This is a genomic window from Thalassospira profundimaris (assembly GCF_003326675.1).
Lineage (GTDB): Bacteria > Pseudomonadota > Alphaproteobacteria > Rhodospirillales > Thalassospiraceae > Thalassospira > Thalassospira aquimaris.
On record NZ_JPWF01000006.1, the window covers coordinates 149,361 to 168,648 of the forward strand.

17 protein-coding genes are annotated in these 19,288 nt (G+C 54.4%); 10 read left to right on the forward strand and 7 right to left on the reverse strand.

All coding sequences use genetic code 11. The features are described 5' to 3' along the window. Positions 1 to 11: 11 nt before the first annotated feature. The gene (locus TH19_RS10580; RefSeq protein WP_114102324.1) at positions 12 to 962 is read left to right on the forward strand and encodes an EamA family transporter; all 951 of its coding nucleotides are present in this window, start codon (positions 12 to 14) and stop codon (positions 960 to 962) included. A gap of 14 nt (positions 963 to 976) precedes the next feature. Here the strand turns inward: TH19_RS10580 and TH19_RS10585 are convergent, their stop codons facing one another. Further along, positions 977 to 1,879 (reverse strand): LysR family transcriptional regulator, encoded by a 903-nt coding sequence (locus TH19_RS10585; RefSeq protein ID WP_114102325.1) that lies wholly within the window; start codon positions 1,877 to 1,879, stop codon positions 977 to 979. Between the two features lie 147 nt (positions 1,880 to 2,026). On the opposite strand from TH19_RS10585, the gene TH19_RS10590 reads away from it, so the two are divergent. Both TH19_RS10590 and TH19_RS10595 read left to right on the forward strand, forming a co-directional pair. Beyond that, positions 2,027 to 3,211 (forward strand): MFS transporter, encoded by a 1,185-nt coding sequence (locus TH19_RS10590; protein ID WP_114102326.1) that lies wholly within the window; start codon positions 2,027 to 2,029, stop codon positions 3,209 to 3,211. Between the two features lie 89 nt (positions 3,212 to 3,300). Next, positions 3,301 to 4,125: an aldo/keto reductase gene (locus TH19_RS10595; RefSeq protein ID WP_114102327.1), complete on the forward strand. Its 825-nt coding sequence runs from the start codon at positions 3,301 to 3,303 to the stop codon at positions 4,123 to 4,125. A 68-nt stretch (positions 4,126 to 4,193) separates the two neighbouring features. On the opposite strand, the gene hemN is transcribed toward TH19_RS10595, so the two are convergent. Together hemN and TH19_RS10605 are read right to left on the reverse strand one after the other, a co-directional pair. Beyond that, the gene (gene hemN / locus TH19_RS10600) at positions 4,194 to 5,549 is read right to left on the reverse strand and encodes an oxygen-independent coproporphyrinogen III oxidase (protein ID WP_114102481.1); all 1,356 of its coding nucleotides are present in this window, start codon (positions 5,547 to 5,549) and stop codon (positions 4,194 to 4,196) included. Between the two features lie 91 nt (positions 5,550 to 5,640). After that, positions 5,641 to 6,069 carry an HIT domain-containing protein gene (locus TH19_RS10605; RefSeq protein ID WP_114102328.1) on the reverse strand — a complete coding sequence of 143 codons (429 nt, stop codon included), beginning with the start codon at positions 6,067 to 6,069 and terminating at the stop codon, positions 5,641 to 5,643. Between the two features lie 164 nt (positions 6,070 to 6,233). On the opposite strand from TH19_RS10605, the gene TH19_RS10610 reads away from it, so the two are divergent. Continuing rightward, entirely contained in the window at positions 6,234 to 7,526 is a 1,293-nt protein-coding gene (locus tag TH19_RS10610; protein ID WP_114102329.1) for an NAD(P)/FAD-dependent oxidoreductase, read from the forward strand. A 64-nt stretch (positions 7,527 to 7,590) separates the two neighbouring features. On the opposite strand, the gene TH19_RS10615 is transcribed toward TH19_RS10610, so the two are convergent. Continuing rightward, the gene (locus TH19_RS10615) at positions 7,591 to 8,280 is read right to left on the reverse strand and encodes an FMN-dependent NADH-azoreductase (protein ID WP_114102330.1); all 690 of its coding nucleotides are present in this window, start codon (positions 8,278 to 8,280) and stop codon (positions 7,591 to 7,593) included. A gap of 123 nt (positions 8,281 to 8,403) precedes the next feature. Between TH19_RS10615 and gcvA the strand changes: the two genes are divergently transcribed. After that, entirely contained in the window at positions 8,404 to 9,297 is an 894-nt protein-coding gene (gcvA, locus tag TH19_RS10620) for a transcriptional regulator GcvA (RefSeq protein WP_114102331.1), read from the forward strand. A gap of 81 nt (positions 9,298 to 9,378) precedes the next feature. Continuing rightward, positions 9,379 to 10,170, forward strand: coding sequence for a 2-oxo-tetronate isomerase (gene otnI, locus TH19_RS10625; protein ID WP_114102332.1), 792 nt, complete (start codon positions 9,379 to 9,381; stop codon positions 10,168 to 10,170). 15 nt (positions 10,171 to 10,185) lie between these two features. On the opposite strand, the gene TH19_RS10630 is transcribed toward otnI, so the two are convergent. Continuing rightward, positions 10,186 to 11,448, reverse strand: coding sequence for a glycerate kinase type-2 family protein (locus TH19_RS10630; RefSeq protein WP_114102333.1), 1,263 nt, complete (start codon positions 11,446 to 11,448; stop codon positions 10,186 to 10,188). A 58-nt stretch (positions 11,449 to 11,506) separates the two neighbouring features. Then, complete coding sequence (locus TH19_RS10635) at positions 11,507 to 12,256, reverse strand: FadR/GntR family transcriptional regulator (protein WP_114102334.1); 750 nt, start codon at positions 12,254 to 12,256, stop codon at positions 11,507 to 11,509. 273 nt (positions 12,257 to 12,529) lie between these two features. Here TH19_RS10635 and TH19_RS10640 point away from each other — a divergent pair, with 273 nt between their 5' ends. From TH19_RS10640 to TH19_RS10655, 4 genes are all read left to right on the forward strand, one after another. Next, positions 12,530 to 13,330 (forward strand): N-formylglutamate amidohydrolase, encoded by an 801-nt coding sequence (locus TH19_RS10640; protein WP_114102335.1) that lies wholly within the window; start codon positions 12,530 to 12,532, stop codon positions 13,328 to 13,330. Position 13,331: 1 nt separating this feature from the next. Further along, positions 13,332 to 14,501: a carboxylate-amine ligase gene (locus TH19_RS10645; protein WP_114102336.1), complete on the forward strand. Its 1,170-nt coding sequence runs from the start codon at positions 13,332 to 13,334 to the stop codon at positions 14,499 to 14,501. Positions 14,502 to 14,602: 101 nt separating this feature from the next. Continuing rightward, positions 14,603 to 14,848 carry a DUF2312 domain-containing protein gene (locus tag TH19_RS10650; RefSeq protein WP_007090950.1) on the forward strand — a complete coding sequence of 82 codons (246 nt, stop codon included), beginning with the start codon at positions 14,603 to 14,605 and terminating at the stop codon, positions 14,846 to 14,848. A 76-nt stretch (positions 14,849 to 14,924) separates the two neighbouring features. After that, positions 14,925 to 15,371 (forward strand): MmcB family DNA repair protein, encoded by a 447-nt coding sequence (locus TH19_RS10655; protein WP_114102337.1) that lies wholly within the window; start codon positions 14,925 to 14,927, stop codon positions 15,369 to 15,371. Positions 15,372 to 15,429: 58 nt separating this feature from the next. On the opposite strand, the gene TH19_RS10660 is transcribed toward TH19_RS10655, so the two are convergent. Further along, on the reverse strand, positions 15,430 to 18,912 hold the full coding sequence (locus TH19_RS10660; RefSeq protein ID WP_114102338.1) for an indolepyruvate ferredoxin oxidoreductase family protein: 3,483 nt from the start codon (positions 18,910 to 18,912) through the stop codon (positions 15,430 to 15,432). Between the last annotated feature and the right edge of the window lie 376 nt (positions 18,913 to 19,288).

Here is a 19,288-nt window from a genome sequence, read left to right on the forward strand (position 1 = left end):
GAAGCCGCCCGATGTCCGCCGCCAATTCCCAACCATCTGCAACCAGTCCGAGTGGTGCGCCCGCGCTGTTGCCGCGCCATATCGCGGTCATGACATTGGCGCTTGTCGCGTGCAGCTTTGCCGGAAACCATGTGGCGGCACGTCTTGCCTTTGAAAATGGGACCGGGTTGCTGTTGGCGGTTTTGTGCCGGTCGGGTGTGGCACTGCTTATTCTGATTTCGATTGTCAGTTTGCAGCGTCATTCCATCCGGTTGCCCAAGGGACTGGGGCGTTGGCAGTTGCTTGTGGGATTGATGATCACGATCCAAAGCCTGTGTCTTTATTCCGCTGTTGCGCGTGTGCCGGTTGCCCTTGCCTTACTGACCGCCAATACCTTTCCGATCATTCTGGCATTGCTGACATGGGGATTGGGCGGGGCGCGCCCGACATTGAAATCGGCGGCCCTGATGCTGTTCATTTTGTCGGGCCTTGTCCTAGCACTTGATCTGCCCGGTATTCTTGGCGGTGGTGTCACTGTTACCGATGAATGGTGGCTGGGCATCGCCTTTGCCCTGACGGCGGCGATGGCCTTGTCGGTGGCGTTCTGGGTGACAGATCACAAGCTTGCCGCGCTGAACGGATCGGTGCGATCCATGTTCACAATGCTTGTTGTGTTTATCGCGATGATCTTTGCCGGGGTTGGCAATGTGTTGCCCGGTGGCATGGCATTGCCCGATGCCTTGCCCGGCTGGATCGGACTTGGGGTATTGGTGTTGCTGTATGGCAGTGCGTTTTCGGTGCTGTTCATCACCGTGCCGCGCCTTGATATGGCGCGTAATGCCCCGGTGATGAATGTGGAACCGATTGCCACCTTGCTGTTTGGCTGGGTGATCCTTGATCAGATGATCAGCCCGACCCAGATGGCCGGTGGCCTGATTGTGGTTAGCGGCATTGTCATTCTGACCTTGCGAAAGTCCGCCTGATCCGGCCCGTGATTTCAGGCCTCTTTAACGCAGCTTGCGACAAAATCGATAAAGGCACGAATGCGGGTGGCAAGATGATCGTGGCCAGCCCAAACCGCATGAACAGTTTCCACGTCATCGGCCGTCCAGTCGTTTAGAATTTCAACCAGATCACCGCGTTTGATCGCATCTTCGACATGGAAATTGCCAATCCGGGCAATGCCGATGCCTGCAATACACATGGCTTTGACCAGCGGGCCGTTATTTCCCAGAAAATCACCGCTGATCGTTTGTTCAAACCGTCGGCCTGATTGCGGGTCGGTGAATGGCCAGAAATTGCGGCCTTTTATGAAATTGAACCGCAAGCATTTGTGACGCGCAAGGTCGGCTGGGGTTTGCGGAATGCCATGTTCGGCAAGATAGTCCGGCGATGCGACGATCTTGCGCTTGGTTTCCAGAAGCTTGCGCGCCATCAGATTGGAATCAGCTAACAAGCCGGATCGAATGGCGATATCGGCCCGTTCTTCAAGCAGATCAACAATGCCGTCGGTTTGGGTCAGTTCAAGTTCGATATCGGGATATTGACGCAAAAACCGGGGCAGGTTGGGGATAAGGAATACCTGCGCAAAGGCCACAGACGCATTGACGCTAAGCTTGCCACGCGGTGCGGCCTGACCGCCACCACCGATCAATCGATCCGTTTCATCAATCTGATCAAGGATGGTTCGGGCGCGGCGCAGATACATCTCGCCTTCCGGTGTGAGTTGCAGCTGGCGGGTGGACCGGACAAGCAACCGCGTGCCAAGGCGGTCCTCGATGCGTGTGACCAGTTTGCTGACAGCAGATGGTGACATGTGCAAATCCCGTGCGGCTTGGGAAAAGCTGCCATGTTCGATGACCTTGACAAAGGTCTCCATTTCGCCTGCACGATTGTCCAATTGTGCCTCGTCTTTGAATTGAATTCACATATGGTTGTCGCGCAATCCTGATTATCGCGCAAGGTTTTGATTGGCATAGTTACGCCAAATTCCGGGGAAGCCCGATGAAACCCAATTGTCCGCATAAAGTGCGGAAGGAGAATTTCGATGCCACTTGCCTTGTTTGCGTTGACCATCGCTGCCTATGCGATCGGGACAACAGAATTCGTGATCGTCGGGCTTTTGCCTACGGTTGCAACTGATCTTGCTGTGACCTTGCCGATGGCGGGCCTGATCGTCAGTGTCTATGCCCTTGGTGTGACCTTTGGCGCGCCGATCCTGACCGCGCTTACCGGGGGGATGAACCGCAAATCCCTGATGCTGGGATTAATGGGCCTGTTTGTGATCGGCAATGCGGTTGCCGCACTAAGCCCCAGTTACGAACTTCTTTTGGTTGCCCGGGTGATTTCCGCGTTCGCGCATGGTGTGTTCTTCTCGGTCGGGGCAACGATTGCCGCGGACCTTGTACCGGAAGACCGTCGTGCATCGGCAATCGCCATGATGTTCATGGGCCTAACGGTTGCCATTGTTACCGGTGTGCCACTGGGAACCTTCATCGGTCAGATGTTTGGCTGGCGTGCGACTTTCTGGGGTGTTGCCCTTTTGGGGGTCATTTCGTTTGTCGGGATTGCAGCACTGCTTCCTGCGAACCTTAAACGTGGCGAAGCCGCCGGTATTGGCGATCAGCTTCGCGTCTTGGGGAGCGGGCGTTTGTTGATTGTCTATGGCATGACAGCACTTGGTTATGGCGGGACATTTGTTGCCTTCACCTATCTGTCTGCGATCTTGCAGGAAATCACCGGCTTTGCCGAATCATCGGTCAGCTTGATCCTGATCTTTTACGGTGTTGCCATCGCCATCGGCAATCTGGTGGGCGGGAAGCTTGCCAATCGCAATCCTGTTCGCGCTCTGACTGGATTGTTTGTTTTGCAGGCGACCGTCCTTGTCCTGTTCAGTTTTGCCGTGATGTCGCCGGCGGCAACCATTGTGACCCTGGGCGCCCTTGGTTTCCTGCAATTTGCCAATGTGCCGGGCTTGCAGCTTTATGTCGTGAAACTTGCCAAACAACACCGCCCCAATGGTGTTGATGTTGCCTCGGCACTCAATATCGCGGCGTTTAACCTTGGTATTGCCCTTGGTGCCTGGATCGGCGGGCAGGTTGTCGCATCAAACCTTGGTTTGGGTGCGACCCCGTGGATCGGTGCCATTCTCGTGATCGGTGCGCTTGGTCTGACAGTACTGAGTGGGGCGCTTGACCGCCGGGACGAAGCCGGTCTTCAACCCGCTGAATAACCGCGATGCCCGGCAAAGTAACCCTGTTTGAGACGCAAACATCAATGCGATTTTGCGTAATCAGAACCCAATAAAACGAGGTTTGAAAAATGTTTGATGTAACCGCAAATGGTGCGCGCATTCCTGCACTTGGATTTGGGACGTTTCGTGTCTCCGAAGATGATGTGAAGCGTATCGTGCCCAAGGCCCTGCAAACCGGATTTCGTCATATAGATACCGCGCAGATTTACGAGAACGAGGCGGCGGTGGGCGAGGCCATCGAAATATCCGGTGTCGCGCGCAAGGATATCTTCCTGACCACCAAGGTCTGGGTCGGTAATTATCGCCATGATGATTTCATCGCGTCGGTCGATGAAAGTCTGGCGAAGCTGCGGACCGATTATGTTGACCTTTTGCTTTTGCATTGGCCAAACAATGATGTGCCGCTGGCAGAGCAAATTGGCGCCCTGAATGCTGTGCAAAAGGCCGGAAAGGTTCGTCATATCGGCGTCAGCAACTTTAACACGGCCTTGATGGCCGACGCTGTATCGCTTTCCGATGCCCCGATTGTTACCAATCAGGTCGAATATCATCCCTTCCTTGATCAATCGGCTGTGATGGATGCGGCCAACCGGTTCGGGATGTCGTTAACCAGCTACTTTGCCATGGCCGATGGCAAGGTCTTTGAAAATGATGTCCTGAAGGATATCGCAGCAGATCACGGGAAGTCGGTGGCACAGGTCGTTCTGCGGTGGGTGATCGCACAGAACAACGTCATTGCCCTGTCCAAGACGGTTACCGAGCACCGATTGGCAGAAAACTTTGACATCTTTGATTTCGAACTGACTGCCGAACAGATGAAGGCCATTCATAGTCTTGCAAATGCAAATGGCCGGATCGTCAGCCCGGACGGGCTGGCGCCGCAGTGGGATTGATCATCGCTGTATCATCGCACAATAAAAAAGGGGCCAATCGGCCCCTTTTTGCTGAGCGATGTGACGCATCAAACCGCTTGGGAGTGGCGTCCATGCGCGGGATCAAGATAGGTATCAAAGACTGCACAAACCGCACGGACCAGGGGGCGGCCGATATCGGTCAATGAAATGTGATTGCCGTTAACTTCAACGATGTTATCGCCGGTCATCGCCTTGATACGTTCCAGTTCCGGGGCAAATCGATCTGCCGATGTGCCAAACTGTGTGCAGACCACATCAAGATCAACATGAAGATTGCACATCAATTCGTTGATGATTTCCCGGCGCAGCTTGTCCGTGCCCGAAAGGGCGACGCCTTTTTCAATCGCGCATTCACCGGCTTCGATGCTGCGCTGCCAGCGGGCCAGTGCCGGGTCATTTTGCCCGTAGCCCTGCGGCAGGGATGAAATCGCAGACGGGCCAAATCCGACAAGGGCTTCGGCGCGGTCGGTGGTGTATCCCTGAAAATTGCGGTGCAGTTTACCATCGGCAAGGGCGATGGCCATGCTGTCGGCCTGATGGGCAAAGTGATCAAGCCCGATGGCGACATATCCGTGCTTGGCAAGGCGGTTCTGGATTTCTTCGTACTGGGCCCAGCGTTCTTCGGTATTTGGCAGAACTTCGGTCGGGATCAGTTGTTGATGTTTTTTCATCCACGGCACATGTGCATAGCCAAACACCGAAAGGCGGTCCGGGCAAAGTGCAACCGTCTGGTCAACCGTTTCGCGCAGGGTTTCAAGCGTCTGATGGGGCAGGCCATACATCAGATCCACATTGATCCCCTTGATGCCGCGATGGCGAAGACCGGCAATCACATCACGCACCAGTTCGATGCTTTGAACGCGGTTAACCGCGCGCTGAACATCGATGTTGAAATCCTGAATGCCGATGCTGGCCCGGTTAAAGCCGCATTCAATCATGGCATCCATGAAGTCTTCTTTGGCGGTCCGCGGGTCCATTTCAATGGCGATTTCCGCATCTTCAAGGATATCGACCTTGGTGCGAATGGCGGCCATGATGGTGCGCAGATCGTCGGCCTTAAGGATGGTCGGGCTGCCACCACCAAAATGGATATGGGAAACGCCAAACCGTTCACCATCGGGCAATTTGCCAAGGGTGCTTTCGATCTCGCTCAGCAAGGCCGCGACATAGCTGATGATCGGTTTGTAATGTTTGGTGATTTTGGTGTTACAGCCGCAAAACCAGCACATTTCCTCGCAATAGGGGACATGCAGATAAAGCGATAATGGCTGTTTGGGATCAAGATCGGAAAGCCATCCTTCAAATACCTTTCCGTCTACACCGGCGTGAAAATGTGGTGCGGTCGGATAACTGGTATAACGCGGCAGTCGCAGGTCGTATTTTTCATAAAGCGCAAGCTGCATGACGGACATCCCGATTAATTCGTTCTGTCCGTCTTTTGCATTATTCCAATCTGGGCTGCCTTGATGTGCGTCAAGCAACCCGATTTGATGTTCAAAGATGCTTGAAGGCGGAAACCAGATCGGCACGCAGGGCCGCAAGTCGATCCCGTCCGGCATCTTCGCCATAGGGTTCCGCCGTACCAACACCCCAGATCGGGCCGGGCCAGGCCGGGTCATCCTTGAAACGGCCAACAACGTGGCAATGCAACTGCGGCACCATATTGCCCAGCATCGCGACATTGGTTTTATGCGCATCGAACCGGCGTTTGATAACCTTGGAAACGGCGGCTGCTTCGTTGCCAAGGGTAATGCGATCCTCGATGCTCAGATCATCATAATCCACAAGGTCCGGACGCTTGGGCACAAGGATCAACCACGGATAGCGCGCATCATTCATCAGCAACACATGCGACAACGGACCATCCGTCACAAGGGTCGTATCTGCGGCAAGTTGGGGATGCAGGGAAAAGGCGTTGTTCATGTGGGGCCTCTATCATGATGACAATGGTTTGTTCTTATAGCGATAAGGTGCGTGCTTGTCTTGGATTGCGTGTGTAGCCGATCACATTGGTTTGCTTGCACTTTCGTGATGTTGTTACTAAGTTGTGGTCGGGGTGGGATCATGCCCAAACGGAGTATGCCAGCATGTCCGATCGGAAACGCGTGGTCATTGTCGGGGCTGGTTTCGGCGGAATGAGTGCCGCCAAAAAACTGGCGGGAAAGAACGTTGAAGTCGTTCTGATTGATAAGCGTAACCATCATCTGTTTCAGCCCCTGCTATATCAGGTGGCAACGGCCGATTTGTCCCCGGCCGAAATCGCCTGGCCAACCCGAAGCATTTTCAGCCGGTCTTCAAATGTCTCGGTCTTTATGGGCGAGGTAACCGGCATTGATCTGACACAGCAGCGCGTTCTGTCGGGGGATCATCACCTTGATTTCGATTACCTGATTTTGGCAACTGGCGCGGTGACATCCTATTTCGGGAATGATCACTGGGCGGCTTTGGCACCGGGTCTTAAAAACATTACCGAAGCCACAGACATTCGCAAAAACCTTCTTCTGGCGTTCGAGCGTGCCGAAAATAGCGAAGACGAAGACCAGAAACGTCGTCTGTTGAATTTTGTCGTGGTTGGTGGCGGTCCGACCGGGGTCGAAATGGCAGGCGCAATTGCCGAACTTGCCAAAAAGGCACTTTCCGAGGACTTCCGCCGGATTGATCCGCGCGATGCCCGTATCCTTCTTGTCGAAGGCGGTGACAGGCTGCTTGGCGCTTTCCCGCAAAGTTTGTCGGACTATACCCGGCAATCCCTTGAAGGTCTGGGCGTCGAAGTTCGGCTTGGCAGTCCGGTTTCCGATATCACCGAACAGGGTGTAAAGATCGGTGATGAATTTATCCCGGCGGCCAATGTGATCTGGGGTGCCGGGGTGCAGGTGCCCGATCTAAAGGACTGGGTGCAAAAACCGTCTGATCGTGGCGGGCGGATCATTGTTGAACCCGATCTTTCTGTGCCGGATCACCGCAATGTCTTTGTCATAGGGGATGCCGCCCATGTCGCATGGCGGGACGGGCTTGCCGTGCCGGGGATTGCGCCCGCGGCCAAGCAACAGGGCAAGTATGTTGCGCGCCGCATTCTCGATATCATGAACGGGCGATCAATACCCGACTTCAAATACAGCCATGCGGGTAATCTTGCGACCATTGGCCGTCACCGGGCTGTGATCGATCTGAACGGGTTCAAGCTTAAAGGATGGCTTGCCTGGTGGTTCTGGGGATTGGCGCATATTTACTTCCTGATTGGCATCCGTGCCCCGGCACTTGTCATGGTGCAGTGGGTCTGGAGCTACCTTTTCCGCAAGAAGGGCGCACGCCTGATCACCGGGCAGGACAAGGACAATGCCCGTGCGGTGGTGCCGCCCGCCAACCAAAAAGCCGGATGATTATATCGATTGTTGAACATGAACGGACCGGGCAGGGGACACCAACCTTGCCCGGTCCGTGATTTTAGGCGGCACTTTTTGTTGTGTGCTTTTGGATCAGTTTTTCGGCAATCGCGATGGTCTCGGCCTCGGCCAAGGCGATGGATTGTTGGGTACGGTCGTCGCCGAACTCGTCATATTCAATTGCCGTACCGTGCTGATCAGTGATGCCAAGATATTCAAGCGGGGTGAAAAGACCGCCTTCAACAAAGTTCAGATGCGCAACACGACCGCCTGCGTCGTACCCGTAATCACCACGCGATGACAAAACGACAATCGATTTGCCATCGGTCACCATTGGCCAATAAGGAACGCCTTCGCGGGACCGATCAAAACCGAATGTCTTGCCGACACGGACAATGTTATCGACCCATGCCTTCATCTGGGCGGGCATGCCGAAATTATACATTGGAACGCCGGTAACAATGACATCTGCGGACAAAAGTTCATCAACCAAAAGGTCGCTTTCACGCAGGACGTCATGCATCCAGTCTTCGCGATCGTCGGGTTTGGTGAATGCTGCATGGACCCAGTCACCTGTGACCGGCGCTGGCGGATTTGCACCGACATCACGATAGATAACCTCGTCACCCGGACGCAGAGCGCGCCAATGTTCGATGAATTTGGCGGTCAGACGGCGGCTGTGGGAACCGTGCTGCTTTTGATCAGACCGGCCGGGGCGGGCGCTGCTGTCGATATGAAGAATTCTGGTCATCGCGGGTCTCCATTTTGATGAAATCATTTCATCTGTGATTATGTGATGACCAAGACTTGCCTTGTTTTGATGTCTCGGGCAAAATCGAATTCATCATGTTATAGATGAGTTGAATTCATCCATATGTCTCTGCCACCCCTTGCGGCCTTGCGCGCGTTCGAAGCCGCTGCACGTCATCAAAGCTTTAAAAAAGCTGCTGCCGAGATTGCCGTGACGCCAACGGCGATCAGCCATCAGATACGCCTTCTTGAAGAAACGCTGGGCGTGCGTCTGTTTGACCGCAAACCAAGGCAGGTGGTGTTAACCCAGGCCGGGCAGGAACTTTATCCCGTGCTTCGTGATGGCTTTGCCTCCTTTGCCAATGCGGTGGATGCTATTCGTCGCCGCAAAACATCGCGTGGTTTGACGGTTTCGGTTCTTCCGTCTTTTGCTGCCAAATGGTTGCTTCCCCGTTTGCCGGATTTTCAGAAACGCCATCCCGATATTCATTTGCGACTTCATACCTCGGCTGCGGCGGTTGATCTTGCCAGCGGGGCGGTTGATGCCGCCATCCGCTATGGGCGCGGACCATTTCCCGGGCTTGTCGCCCAAACAATGTTTCGCGAAACCTTTGCCCCGCTTTGCAGCCCGATGTTGGGCATTCAAAGTTTTGCAGACCTTGGCAATGCGACCTTGCTGCATCTTGACTGGTTACACCCCGATGATGTCACGCCAACCTGGGAACGCTGGGCGGCGGCGAACGGGGTTAAGGGGCTTAAAACATCGGGTGGGATCAGTTTTTCCGATGATACCCACGCCATTCAGGCGGCGATTGCCGGGCAGGGCGTGGTTCTTGCCAGCCCGGCAATGGCGCGTGACGAACTGAATGCCGGTCTTCTGATCTTGCCTTTTGGTCGGCATCTGGACGGGCACCATTATCATTTCCTGCATACCGGGCGTGGTGACAACCGGACCGAGGTCGCGGCATTTGGTGACTGGATTTTGGCAGAAGTCACCAAATCGCGAACCGCATCCTGAAATTCCTTTGATTGATGATTGACCTCGGGTGGCGCATGGGAAACGATACCCGCCCAATTTCATTCACCCGTCAGGTGCGATATGCCACGCTTTGCCGCCAATCTTTCATTTCTGTTTGCCGATCTTCCGTTTGAAAAACGCTTTGCGGCGGCTGCAAATGCCGGTTTTGCCGGGGTGGAATATATCGGTGCCTATGACATGCCACTTTCAACCGTCAAATCGCTTTTGGCCGATAACGGGTTACAGCAGGTCCTGTTTAACTTGCCTGCCGGTAACTGGGAGGCGGGCGACCGTGGCCTTGCCTGCCGTCCGGGGCGCGAAGATGAATTTCGTGATTCTGTAATCAAGGGGCTTGATTACGCGGCGGCGACCGGGTGCAAGATGCTCCATTGCATGGCCGGTTTGAAAGGCGAAGCCGAAAATTCCGGTGAATTGGCCCGGCTTTATTGTGACAATCTGCTTTATGCAGCCGACCTTGCCGATCAGGCCGGGGTTGATATCCTGATCGAACCGATCAATCCGATTGATATGCCGGGATATCTTTTGAATTCCATCGAACAGGCCGCCGTGATCCTCGAACAGCTCGATCATCCGCGCTTGAAGCTGCAATTTGACATCTATCACGCGCAAATTGTCGGCGGGAATATTGCGGCCCGCCTGGACAAGCATCTTGATCGTATTGCCCATGTGCAGGTTGCCGGTGCGCCGGGCCGCCACGAACCCGATAGCGGGGAACTGAATTACCCGTTCCTGTTCTACATGCTTGATCGCATTGGCTATGACGGCTGGATCGGCTGCGAATACAAACCGCATGGCAAAACCGAAGACGGGCTTGGCTGGGTACGTCCCTGGATGCCAAGCCCCGGTGTTTAGGTCCTGACCCTCGTCCTATTCGATCAGGATCGCCCGAAAATCATTCACATTGGTCAATGTCGGACCAGTGATGATCAGATCATCAATCCGGGCAAAGGCGCTATAGGCGTCGTTACTTGCAAGATATTCCCGAAGATCGACACCGGCTTTCTGTGCCTTTTGCCAGCTTGTCCCATCCATGATGGCACCGGCATTGTCTTCGCTGCCATCAATGCCATCGGTATCAATGGCAATGGCACTAAATCCCGGCTGATCACGCAACTGTATCAAAAGGGACAGCAAAAACTCGCTATTGCGACCGCCGCGTCCACCTTTGCTTCGAACCGTCACTGTGGTTTCCCCACCCGAAAGCAGGACACAGGGTTTGGTGGCGGGTTGTCCGTGATTGGCAACCTGATGGGCGATACCGGCATGCATGATGGCGACTTCGCGCGATTCCCCTTCGATGGCATCGCCAAGGATCACCGGGTTCAGGCCCATTTTACGCGCGATTTCCGCAGCTGCTTCAAGGCTGTCTTGCGGGCGCGAGAGCATCACGGTTTCATTCCCGTCAAGGCAGGGATCATCGGGTTTTACGGTTTCGTCATTGGCACTGCGCAAAAGCTTCTCGGCGGCTTCGGGAATGTCGATCTGATAATGACGGATGATATCAAGGGCGTCCTGTCCCGATGTCGGGTCGGCGACGGTCGGCCCCGATGCAATGATTGCCGGATCATCACCGGGCACATCTGAAACCAGATAGGTAATCATTCGGGCCGGTGCGGCAGCCTTGGCAAGACGGCCGCCCTTGATCGCAGACAGGTGTTTGCGCACGCAATTCATTTCCGAAATGGTTGCACCACTGCGCAGCAATGCCTTGTTGATCGATTGCTTGTCATCAAGGGTCAATCCCGGACCGGGCAGGGCAAGCAGGGCCGATCCGCCACCTGAAATCATGCAGACCACCAGATCATCCGGGCCAGCGGCCTGAACGATCTCCAGGATACGCTTGGCGGCTTCTTCACCAGCGGCATCCGGTACAGGGTGCGATGCCTCGACGATTTCGACCTTTTCGCAGGGAACGGCGTGGCCATACCGGGTAACAACCAGTCCTTCGAGATCACCTTTCCATGCCTGTTCAAAGGCGCGCGCCATGTTGGCCGATGCCTTGCCCGCGCCAATCAGGATGGTTTTTCCTTTGGGTGGGGTTGGCATGTTAAGCGGGATTTGAACCCCGGGATCGGCCGCCTTAAGGGCTGCATCCATCAAAGCCAGAAGTTTCTCGCGAGACGTCATCATATCGGGGTTCCCTGCATGAATTATATTGTTTTCGGCCGTCTTGTTTTATGTGCGGCGATCAGGTCGCCTGTTTGTCAGAGGCCGTTTTAAAGAAATCAAGCACCGCCTGAAGGTGGTTGGACATCGCTTTTTCGGCGGCATCCGGATCACGGGCGGCAATGGCTTCGATGATGTCGCGATGATGATCCTGAACCATGCGGTCAAAGTTCGGACCGTTCATGGAATTAAACCGGATTTCGGTCAGGGCGGCCTGCAATACGTCATGAAGCATCTTCATGACGTGATAATAAATGATCGAACCGGTGGCCCGTCCGATCATCATATGCAGCCGGTGGTCATCATCGGCGCGGTATTTGGCCGCACGTCGCGGGTCATGGGCCTGACGGAATGCCAGACGCAACAGTTTGATATCCTCGTCGCTGGCATTGATGGCTGCGCGCCGGGCTGCCCATGTTTCAAGTGTGCAGCGGATTTCCTGCAAATCACGCAGGTTATTGATCGAATCGCGTACAAGGTCGGTCATCGCCGTATCCATATCGATCCCGGTCGAGGACAGGATTTCGGTGCCACCACCCTGAACCGCGCGCAGATATCCGCGGGTTTTAAGTTTTTGCAGGGCTGCACGAACCGAAACGCGGCTGACCTTCATGTTCTCGGCAAGCTGGCGTTCACCGGGCAGGCGATCACCGGGCAGAAAAATACCGTCTGAAATCTTTTCAAGAATCTGGTCGGCGACCTGATCGGCAATTCTTTTGGGACGTTTGGCGTCCTGATTGTCGATGTCCGAGGCTGGTTTGGCAGACGGCATGTTGGGTTTACTCCAATCGTTTTATTCTGTGCCAACACGATTTGAATTCGGCTATCACCATAATGGTCATACCACTTTACGGGATGTTGCGATCAGACGCAAAGTGTCGATGCGCGAAGTGATGGCATATTGCAGGGTAATCTTGTCTCGGCCCCGATAAATTGATAGTTCAACAGATGTCAGATTGTTCACAGTCACCACATTTGTCGGGACTGTGGTCCATCGTCAGAACCCGCCACCACACAGCAAATACCGACTTTCAGGAGAATACGCGTGTCTCACCATGCAGGGACCTTGTTGGGCCAGGATGATCCGGCCCCGTTCGAAGTTTTGAATGAAGCAGGCAAGGGGCATTCGCTTTTTGTTTGTGATCACGCATCACGCGTTATTCCAAAAAGTCTCGGCACCCTTGGCCTGCCCGAGGAAGAGCGCAAACGCCATATCGGTTGGGATATCGGCGCGCGCAAGGTCACCGAAATTCTGGTCGACCGGTTTGATTGCCCGGCTGTTCTGGGGGGCTTTTCCCGTCTGGTGATTGACTGTAATCGTCAACTTTGGGACCCGACCGGCATGCCTGAAATCGCCGATCAGACTGTTGTTCCGGGCAACAAGAATATCTCGCCGACCGAACACATGAAACGCATCCGCGAGATTTTCCTGCCTTATCACGGTGCCATCGAAGAACGCATTGCCAATTTCCATGCGCATAAAATCGTCCCGGCCCTGATTGCAATTCACAGCTTCACCCCGGTGTTCCAGGGTTTTGAACGCCCGTGGGAAATCGGTGTGCTTTGGGATCAGGATGATCGTATTCCGGTGCCGCTTTTGGCCAAGCTGCGCGAACAGAACCCGGATCTGACCATCGGGGATAACGAACCCTATTCCGGGCAGCATATGGCCGATTACACCATCGATCATCACGGCGAAGCTGGTGGACTGCCCTGTGTGTCGATTGAAATCCGTCAGGACCTGATTGATACTGACGAAGGTTGCGAGAAATGGGCAAAGATCCTTGGCGATGCCTTTGTCGATATTCTGGCCGATCCGAACCTTTATAAAATCCGGAGAGACTGATTTGGTTGGGTCCAGTGCACAGGAACCGGGATTTTCCATCGGGATCGAAGAAGAATTCTGGCTTGTTGATCGCCAAAGCCGCGATCTTGCCAAGGACCCGCCCGCTGATTTCCTGAAAGACGCCAAGTCCAAACTTGGCGATCAGGTTTCCAGCGAATTCATGCGTTGTCAGATCGAAACCGGAAGCACGGTCTGTAACAGTGCGGCCGAGGCCCGGCAACAACTTGTCCATATGCGCTCGACCCTGTCCGAGGTCGCTGCGAAATATGATATGGCGCTGCTTGCAGCCTCGACCCATCCGTTTGCGCAATGGGATAGTCAGAAACATACCGACGGTGAACGCTACAACACGATTGCCCGTGATTTGCGTACCGTTGTGGATCGTTTGCTGATTTGCGGGATGCATGTCCATATCGGGATCGAGGATGATGATCTTCGGATCGAATTGATGGCGCAGGCAAGTTACTTCCTGCCCCATCTTTTGGCCCTGACGACAAGCTCCCCATTCTGGCGGGGCAGGGATACCGGCCTTCAGACTTTCCGACTTTCGGTGTTTGACAACCTTCCGCGTACAGGCCTTCCCGAAGTCTTCGGTTCCTGGGCGGAATATCGCCGTCATGTCGACATGTTGATCCAGGCTGGTGTGATCGAAGATGGCACCAAGCTTTGGTGGGATTTGCGTCCCTCTGATCGCTGGCCTACGCTTGAAATGCGTATTGCCGATGTGTGTACCGATCTGGAAGATGCAATTTGTGTGGCGTCGATTACGCGCTGCGTGATGCGGATGTTGTATCGTTTGCGGCGAAACAATCAACGCTGGCGGATTTATTCGAACATGCTGGTGCGTGAAAACCGCTGGCGGGCCTGCCGCTATGGCAGTGATGCCGGGGATAAAACCGGGCTTATTGATTTCGGACGTGGCGAGATTGTGCCTTATGCCGACTTGCTTGAAGAAATCCTTGAACTGATCCGCCCGGATGCCGAACATTTCGGCTGTGTTGCCGAGGTCGAACATGCCCGTGAAATCATCCATCGCGGCACCAGTGCCCGGCGTCAGCGCGAAATTTACACAGCCGCGATCGAACAGGGCGCAACCCCGCACGATGCATTGCTTGCAGTCGCAGATCGCCTGATTGAACGAACGGTGCCCGGATCGGGAATTGCATCCTAACGAGACTTGTCATGGCGCAGCGCATTGAGTATCGTCGCGCCCGCATTAAAAATTTCGCGCACCGGGTATCCGCTGTGCAATCCATCATCGGAGATGAATAGATGACCGAAGTCGGTGGTATCGCAGCCGATCAGCTTGCGAGCTATGTAGAGCGTATCGAACGCCTCGAAGAAGAAAAAGCCAACCTGATGGCAGACATCAAGGAAGTCTATGGCGAAGCCAAGGCTTTGGGCTATGACGTGAAAATCCTGCGCCAGATCATCCGTCTGCGCAAAATGGAAGACCACGAGCGCACCGAACAGGAAGAAATCCTCGAGGTTTACAAACGCGCGCTTGGTATGAGCTGACACCTTTTGTCAGTAGACATACACGATCCCAAGTAGCCCGCTTTCGAGCGGGCTTTCGTTTTTGTAAGATTTCCCCATGGAAACACGAACCCGTCCCCAAATCACATCCGAAGTCACCGAAGGTGTCTGTCGGCTTTTGTATCATCATCAGATGGCCTGTCTGACCGAGTTACTTCTGGGCAATGGTCGGCGGCTGGATGTTTTGGCGTTGGGGGCCAAGGGGGAATTGTGGGCGGTGGAAGTCAAATCTTCTGTCGAGGATTTCCGGGTTGATCAGAAATGGCAAAGCTATCTTGAGTATTGCGACCGGTTTTTCTTTGCCGTGCCGATGGGTTTTCCACGGGAACTGATCCCTGAAAATGTTGGTTTGATTGTGGCTGACAGGTTTGAAGCCGCAATCATCCGGCAATGTGAGGAAGCCTCACTTTCTGGCGCAAGGCGCAAAAAGCTTCTGATTTCGTTTGGTCAAACGGCGGCCGCCCGTCTTCAGGGGAGCGGGAATGACGGGGTGTTCATCACCTGAATTTGCGCAAAACAAAAGGCCCTGAAACATGTTCAGGGCCTTTGCCGTTTCTCGGGTCTTATTCCGCCGCCTTAAGGTGTTCTGGCGGGTTGCGGAATTGTTCGATCAATTCGGCTTCGCGCTTTTTGACCTTGTCGATATTGCCATCCTTGACATTACCATAGCCGCGAATTTGTTCGGGCAGGGCAAGCAAAGCATTGGCAATACGGGCATTATCCGCATTCAGGCCATCAATGACTTCGCTGACCAGCTTTTCGTAATCAGCAATCAGCTGGCGTTCCATTTTGCGTTCATGGGTACGACCAAACGGATCAAGCGCCGTGCCGCGCAGGAATTTGAACCTGGTCAGAACACGAAACGCACTCATCATCCATGGGCCATAGGCCGATTTCTTAAGCTGGCCGTTTTCCGGGTCCTGGGTTGCAAAGGCCGGCGGGGCAAGGTGGAATTTGATCTTGTAATCGCCGGTGAAGTTCTTGGCTACTTTGGCAAGGAATTTCGGATCAGTGTAAAGACGTGCAACTTCATACTCGTCCTTATAGGCCATCAGCTTGAAGTAATATTTGGCAACCGTACGTGACAGTTCGTCATTGCTGCCAAGCTGTTTTTCGGCTGCGACAACCTTGTCCACCAGGCTGGCAAAACGATCCGCATAGGCAGCATTCTGATAGTCGGTAAGGAATGCACGGCGCTTGGCAACGATATCGGAAAGTTCGGTTGCAATCGGATGAATTTCGGCTTCGTTCGGGCCGACCACATCAATCACTCGTTTGGGATCGTGGGCATACAGGCGGCCCCAGTGGAAGGACTGCTTGTTCATGTCTATGGCAACGCCATTAAGCTCGATCGCCTGCATCAGGGCTTCTTCACTGATCGGGATCAGGCCGCGCTGCCAGGCAACGCCTAGCATGAACAGGTTGGTTGCAATCGAATTGCCCATCAAACGCGTGGCAACGTCGCTGCCTTCAACAAAATGTACGGCATCGGCGCCACAGGCATCGTTGATGACTTTCATATGCTCGTTGGTGCGAAGCTGGAAGTCAGGGTTACGGGTAAAGGCGCCGGTGACGGTTTCATGGGTGTTGATCACAGCCTGCGTAAAGTTGCGGCGCATCTTGGCAAGGCCTTCGAAACTAGCCGCAACCAAAAGGTCACAACCAAGAACCACGTTTGCTTCGCCGGCCGGAATGCGGGCGGCATGCAGTTTGTTCTGATCATTGGCAAAGCGGATGTGACTGACGACAGCACCCCCTTTCTGGGCAAGGCCCGCCATATCAAGGCCGACAATGCCTTTGCCTTCGATATGGGCCGCCATGCCAAGCAGTGCGCCGATGGTGACAACGCCCGTGCCGCCAACCCCGGTGATCAGGACCGACCACGGGTCGTCAATATCGGGCAGGGTCGGACGCGGCAGGCTGGCAAAAACGGCATCGCCAGAATTGTCACCCTTGGCGGCAGCTTCGGGTTTGCGCAGTGATCCGCCTTCGATGGTCACAAAGCTTGGGCAGAAGCCGTTAAGGCACGACATGTCCTTGTTACACGCCGACTGATCAATTGCGCGTTTGCGGCCAAACTCGGTTTCAACCGGAACCACGGCAAGGCAGTTGGATTTTTCACCGCAATCGCCACAGCCTTCGCAGACCAGATCGTTGATAAAGACACGCTTGGGCGGATCGACCATCAGTTTGCGTTTACGACGGCGGCGTTTTTCCGCGGCACAGGTCTGATCAAAGATCAGGATCGATACACCTTCAATTTCACGCAGTTCTTTCTGGGTGTTTTCAAGCTCGTCCCGGTGGCGGATATCGACACCCGGGGCAAAGTCCGATCCCATCGGATATTTATCGGGTTCGTCGGATAGAACGATGATGCGTTTCGCACCTTCGTTAAACATCTGACGGGTGATTTGCGGGACTGTAAGCGGCCCGTCAACCGGCTGTCCGCCGGTCATGGCAACCGCGTCGTTAAACAGGATTTTATAGGTAATGTTCACACCCGATGCGACGGCGGCACGCACCGCCAGCGATCCGGAATGGTAATAGGTGCCATCCCCAAGGTTCTGGAAAACGTGCTTTTCGTTGGTAAAGGGTGCCTGACCGATCCAGGTCGCACCTTCGCCGCCCATATGGGTAAAGGTTTCGGTCGAACGGTCCATCCAGTTGACCATGTAATGGCACCCGATACCGGCCATGGCACGGCTACCCTCGGGGACCTTGGTCGAACTGTTATGCGGGCAACCCGGGCAGAACCAAGGAATACGGGCAACATCCGGGCGCGGTTCGGCAATTTCCTGTTCTTTCTCGGCAAGCCAGTTGATGCGTTCATGGATGGCCGGACTGTCATAGAACCGCTTGATGCGTTCGGCCAGAACCACGGCAATGCGCGCCGGGGTCAGTTCGTCCATCGATGGCAGGATCCATTCGCCTTTTTCATCAAACTTGCCGATCACGGTCGGGCGCACATCTTCGCGCCAGTTATAAAGCTGTTCCTTGACCTGGTTTTCCATCACCGCGCGTTTTTCTTCAACGACGATGATTTCTTCCAGGCCCATCGCGAATTCACGTACATCATCGCGGTTGAGCGGCCAGCTCATACCAACCTTAAGCACGCGAATGCCGATCTTGGCGGCATCTTCCTCGGAAATGCCAAGGTCATCGAATGCCTGCATGACATCAAGATATGCCTTGCCCGTGGTGATGATGCCGATCTTGGCATTCGGGCTGTCGATAACGGTTTTATTGAGCTTGTTGGCGCGTGCATATGCCAGTGCGGCATATAGCTTGTATTTCATCAGGCGGTGTTCCTGTTCCTTTGGCGTATCAGGCCAACGGATATGAAGACCGCCTTCGGGCATGGCGAAATCATCGGGAATGATCGGGGTGATGCGATCCGGTGCCACGTCGGCCGCAGCAGAACTTTCCACCGTCTCGGCGATGGTCTTCATCGCAACCCAGCAGCCGGAATAGCGGCTCATTGCCCAGCCATGGATACCGAAATCAAGAATATCCTGCACACCCGACGGGTTCAGAACCGGGATTTGCGCATCGATAAAGGCATATTCAGTCTGATGGGGCAGGGTGGATGATTTGCACGAATGGTCATCACCGGCCAGAACCAGAACACCGCCATGCTTGGATGTACCTGCATGGTTGGCATGCTTGAAAACGTCACCGGACCGGTCAACGCCAGGACCCTTGCCGTACCACATGCCAAAGACGCCATCATATTTGGCATCCTTATACATATTGACCTGCTGGCTACCCCAGACGACAGTCGCGGCAAGGTCTTCGTTCACTCCGGGCTGGAATTCGATTTGCTGCTTGGTCAGGAATTTTTTGGCACGCCAAAGCTGCTGATCCAGTCCGCCAAGTGGCGAACCGCGATAACCGGAAATGCAGCCAGCGGTATTTAACCCCGCGCGCGCATCAAGCTGTCGCTGCATCAGGGGCAGGCGTACCAGGGCCTGAATACCTGTCAGGTAAACCCGACCTTCTTCCAGCGTATATTTGTCATCCAGACTGATTGCCGCCAATTGTGCCATGACCGGTCTCCCTTGGGATCTCTCTGATATGCGGGGTCATTTTGGGCCGTACGCACTGCATTTATTGATATGGGTGTTATTGCAGTGTTTCGGTATGACCTGTGTGTCTTTCATCCAGTGACGGTTTGCGGGACCGATACCGAATACAAGAATGGTAATGAATACTGACCTTTTTTCAAAATGAACTCGCATCGCAATGCGTAAAACGCCTGATTGCATCGGTTGACGTCGGGTCAACTTATTATTTACTTATTTCAGTACCGATTTGCGCGCAATATAATTGCGCTTCTGTTGCGGTGCGAAATTTCACGATGTGTCGAGTCCATGCTCGGACAGGGAAAACGATCATGTTAAACTGGGCCGGGTTTTGGGTGCT

Bases quoted from the DNA above. Each gene is read 5' to 3' on its own strand.
- TH19_RS10635 (WP_114102334.1), bottom strand. From the start codon at position 12,256: ATGCCGTCTGCCAAACCAGCCTCGGACATCGACAATCAGGACGCCAAA.
- TH19_RS10630 (WP_114102333.1), bottom strand. From the start codon at position 11,448: ATGATGACGTCTCGCGAGAAACTTCTGGCTTTGATGGATGCAGCCCTT.
- TH19_RS10650 (WP_007090950.1), top strand. From the start codon at position 14,603: ATGACCGAAGTCGGTGGTATCGCAGCCGATCAGCTTGCGAGCTATGTA.
- TH19_RS10605 (WP_114102328.1), bottom strand. From the start codon at position 6,069: ATGAACAACGCCTTTTCCCTGCATCCCCAACTTGCCGCAGATACGACC.
- TH19_RS10610 (WP_114102329.1), top strand. From the start codon at position 6,234: ATGTCCGATCGGAAACGCGTGGTCATTGTCGGGGCTGGTTTCGGCGGA.
- TH19_RS10615 (WP_114102330.1), bottom strand. From the start codon at position 8,280: ATGACCAGAATTCTTCATATCGACAGCAGCGCCCGCCCCGGCCGGTCT.
- TH19_RS10655 (WP_114102337.1), top strand. From the start codon at position 14,925: ATGGAAACACGAACCCGTCCCCAAATCACATCCGAAGTCACCGAAGGT.
- hemN (WP_114102481.1), bottom strand. From the start codon at position 5,549: ATGCAGCTTGCGCTTTATGAAAAATACGACCTGCGACTGCCGCGTTAT.
- otnI (WP_114102332.1), top strand. From the start codon at position 9,379: ATGCCACGCTTTGCCGCCAATCTTTCATTTCTGTTTGCCGATCTTCCG.
- gcvA (WP_114102331.1), top strand. From the start codon at position 8,404: ATGTCTCTGCCACCCCTTGCGGCCTTGCGCGCGTTCGAAGCCGCTGCA.
- TH19_RS10660 (WP_114102338.1), bottom strand. From the start codon at position 18,912: ATGGCACAATTGGCGGCAATCAGTCTGGATGACAAATATACGCTGGAA.
- TH19_RS10580 (WP_114102324.1), top strand. From the start codon at position 12: ATGTCCGCCGCCAATTCCCAACCATCTGCAACCAGTCCGAGTGGTGCG.
- TH19_RS10595 (WP_114102327.1), top strand. From the start codon at position 3,301: ATGTTTGATGTAACCGCAAATGGTGCGCGCATTCCTGCACTTGGATTT.
- TH19_RS10590 (WP_114102326.1), top strand. From the start codon at position 2,027: ATGCCACTTGCCTTGTTTGCGTTGACCATCGCTGCCTATGCGATCGGG.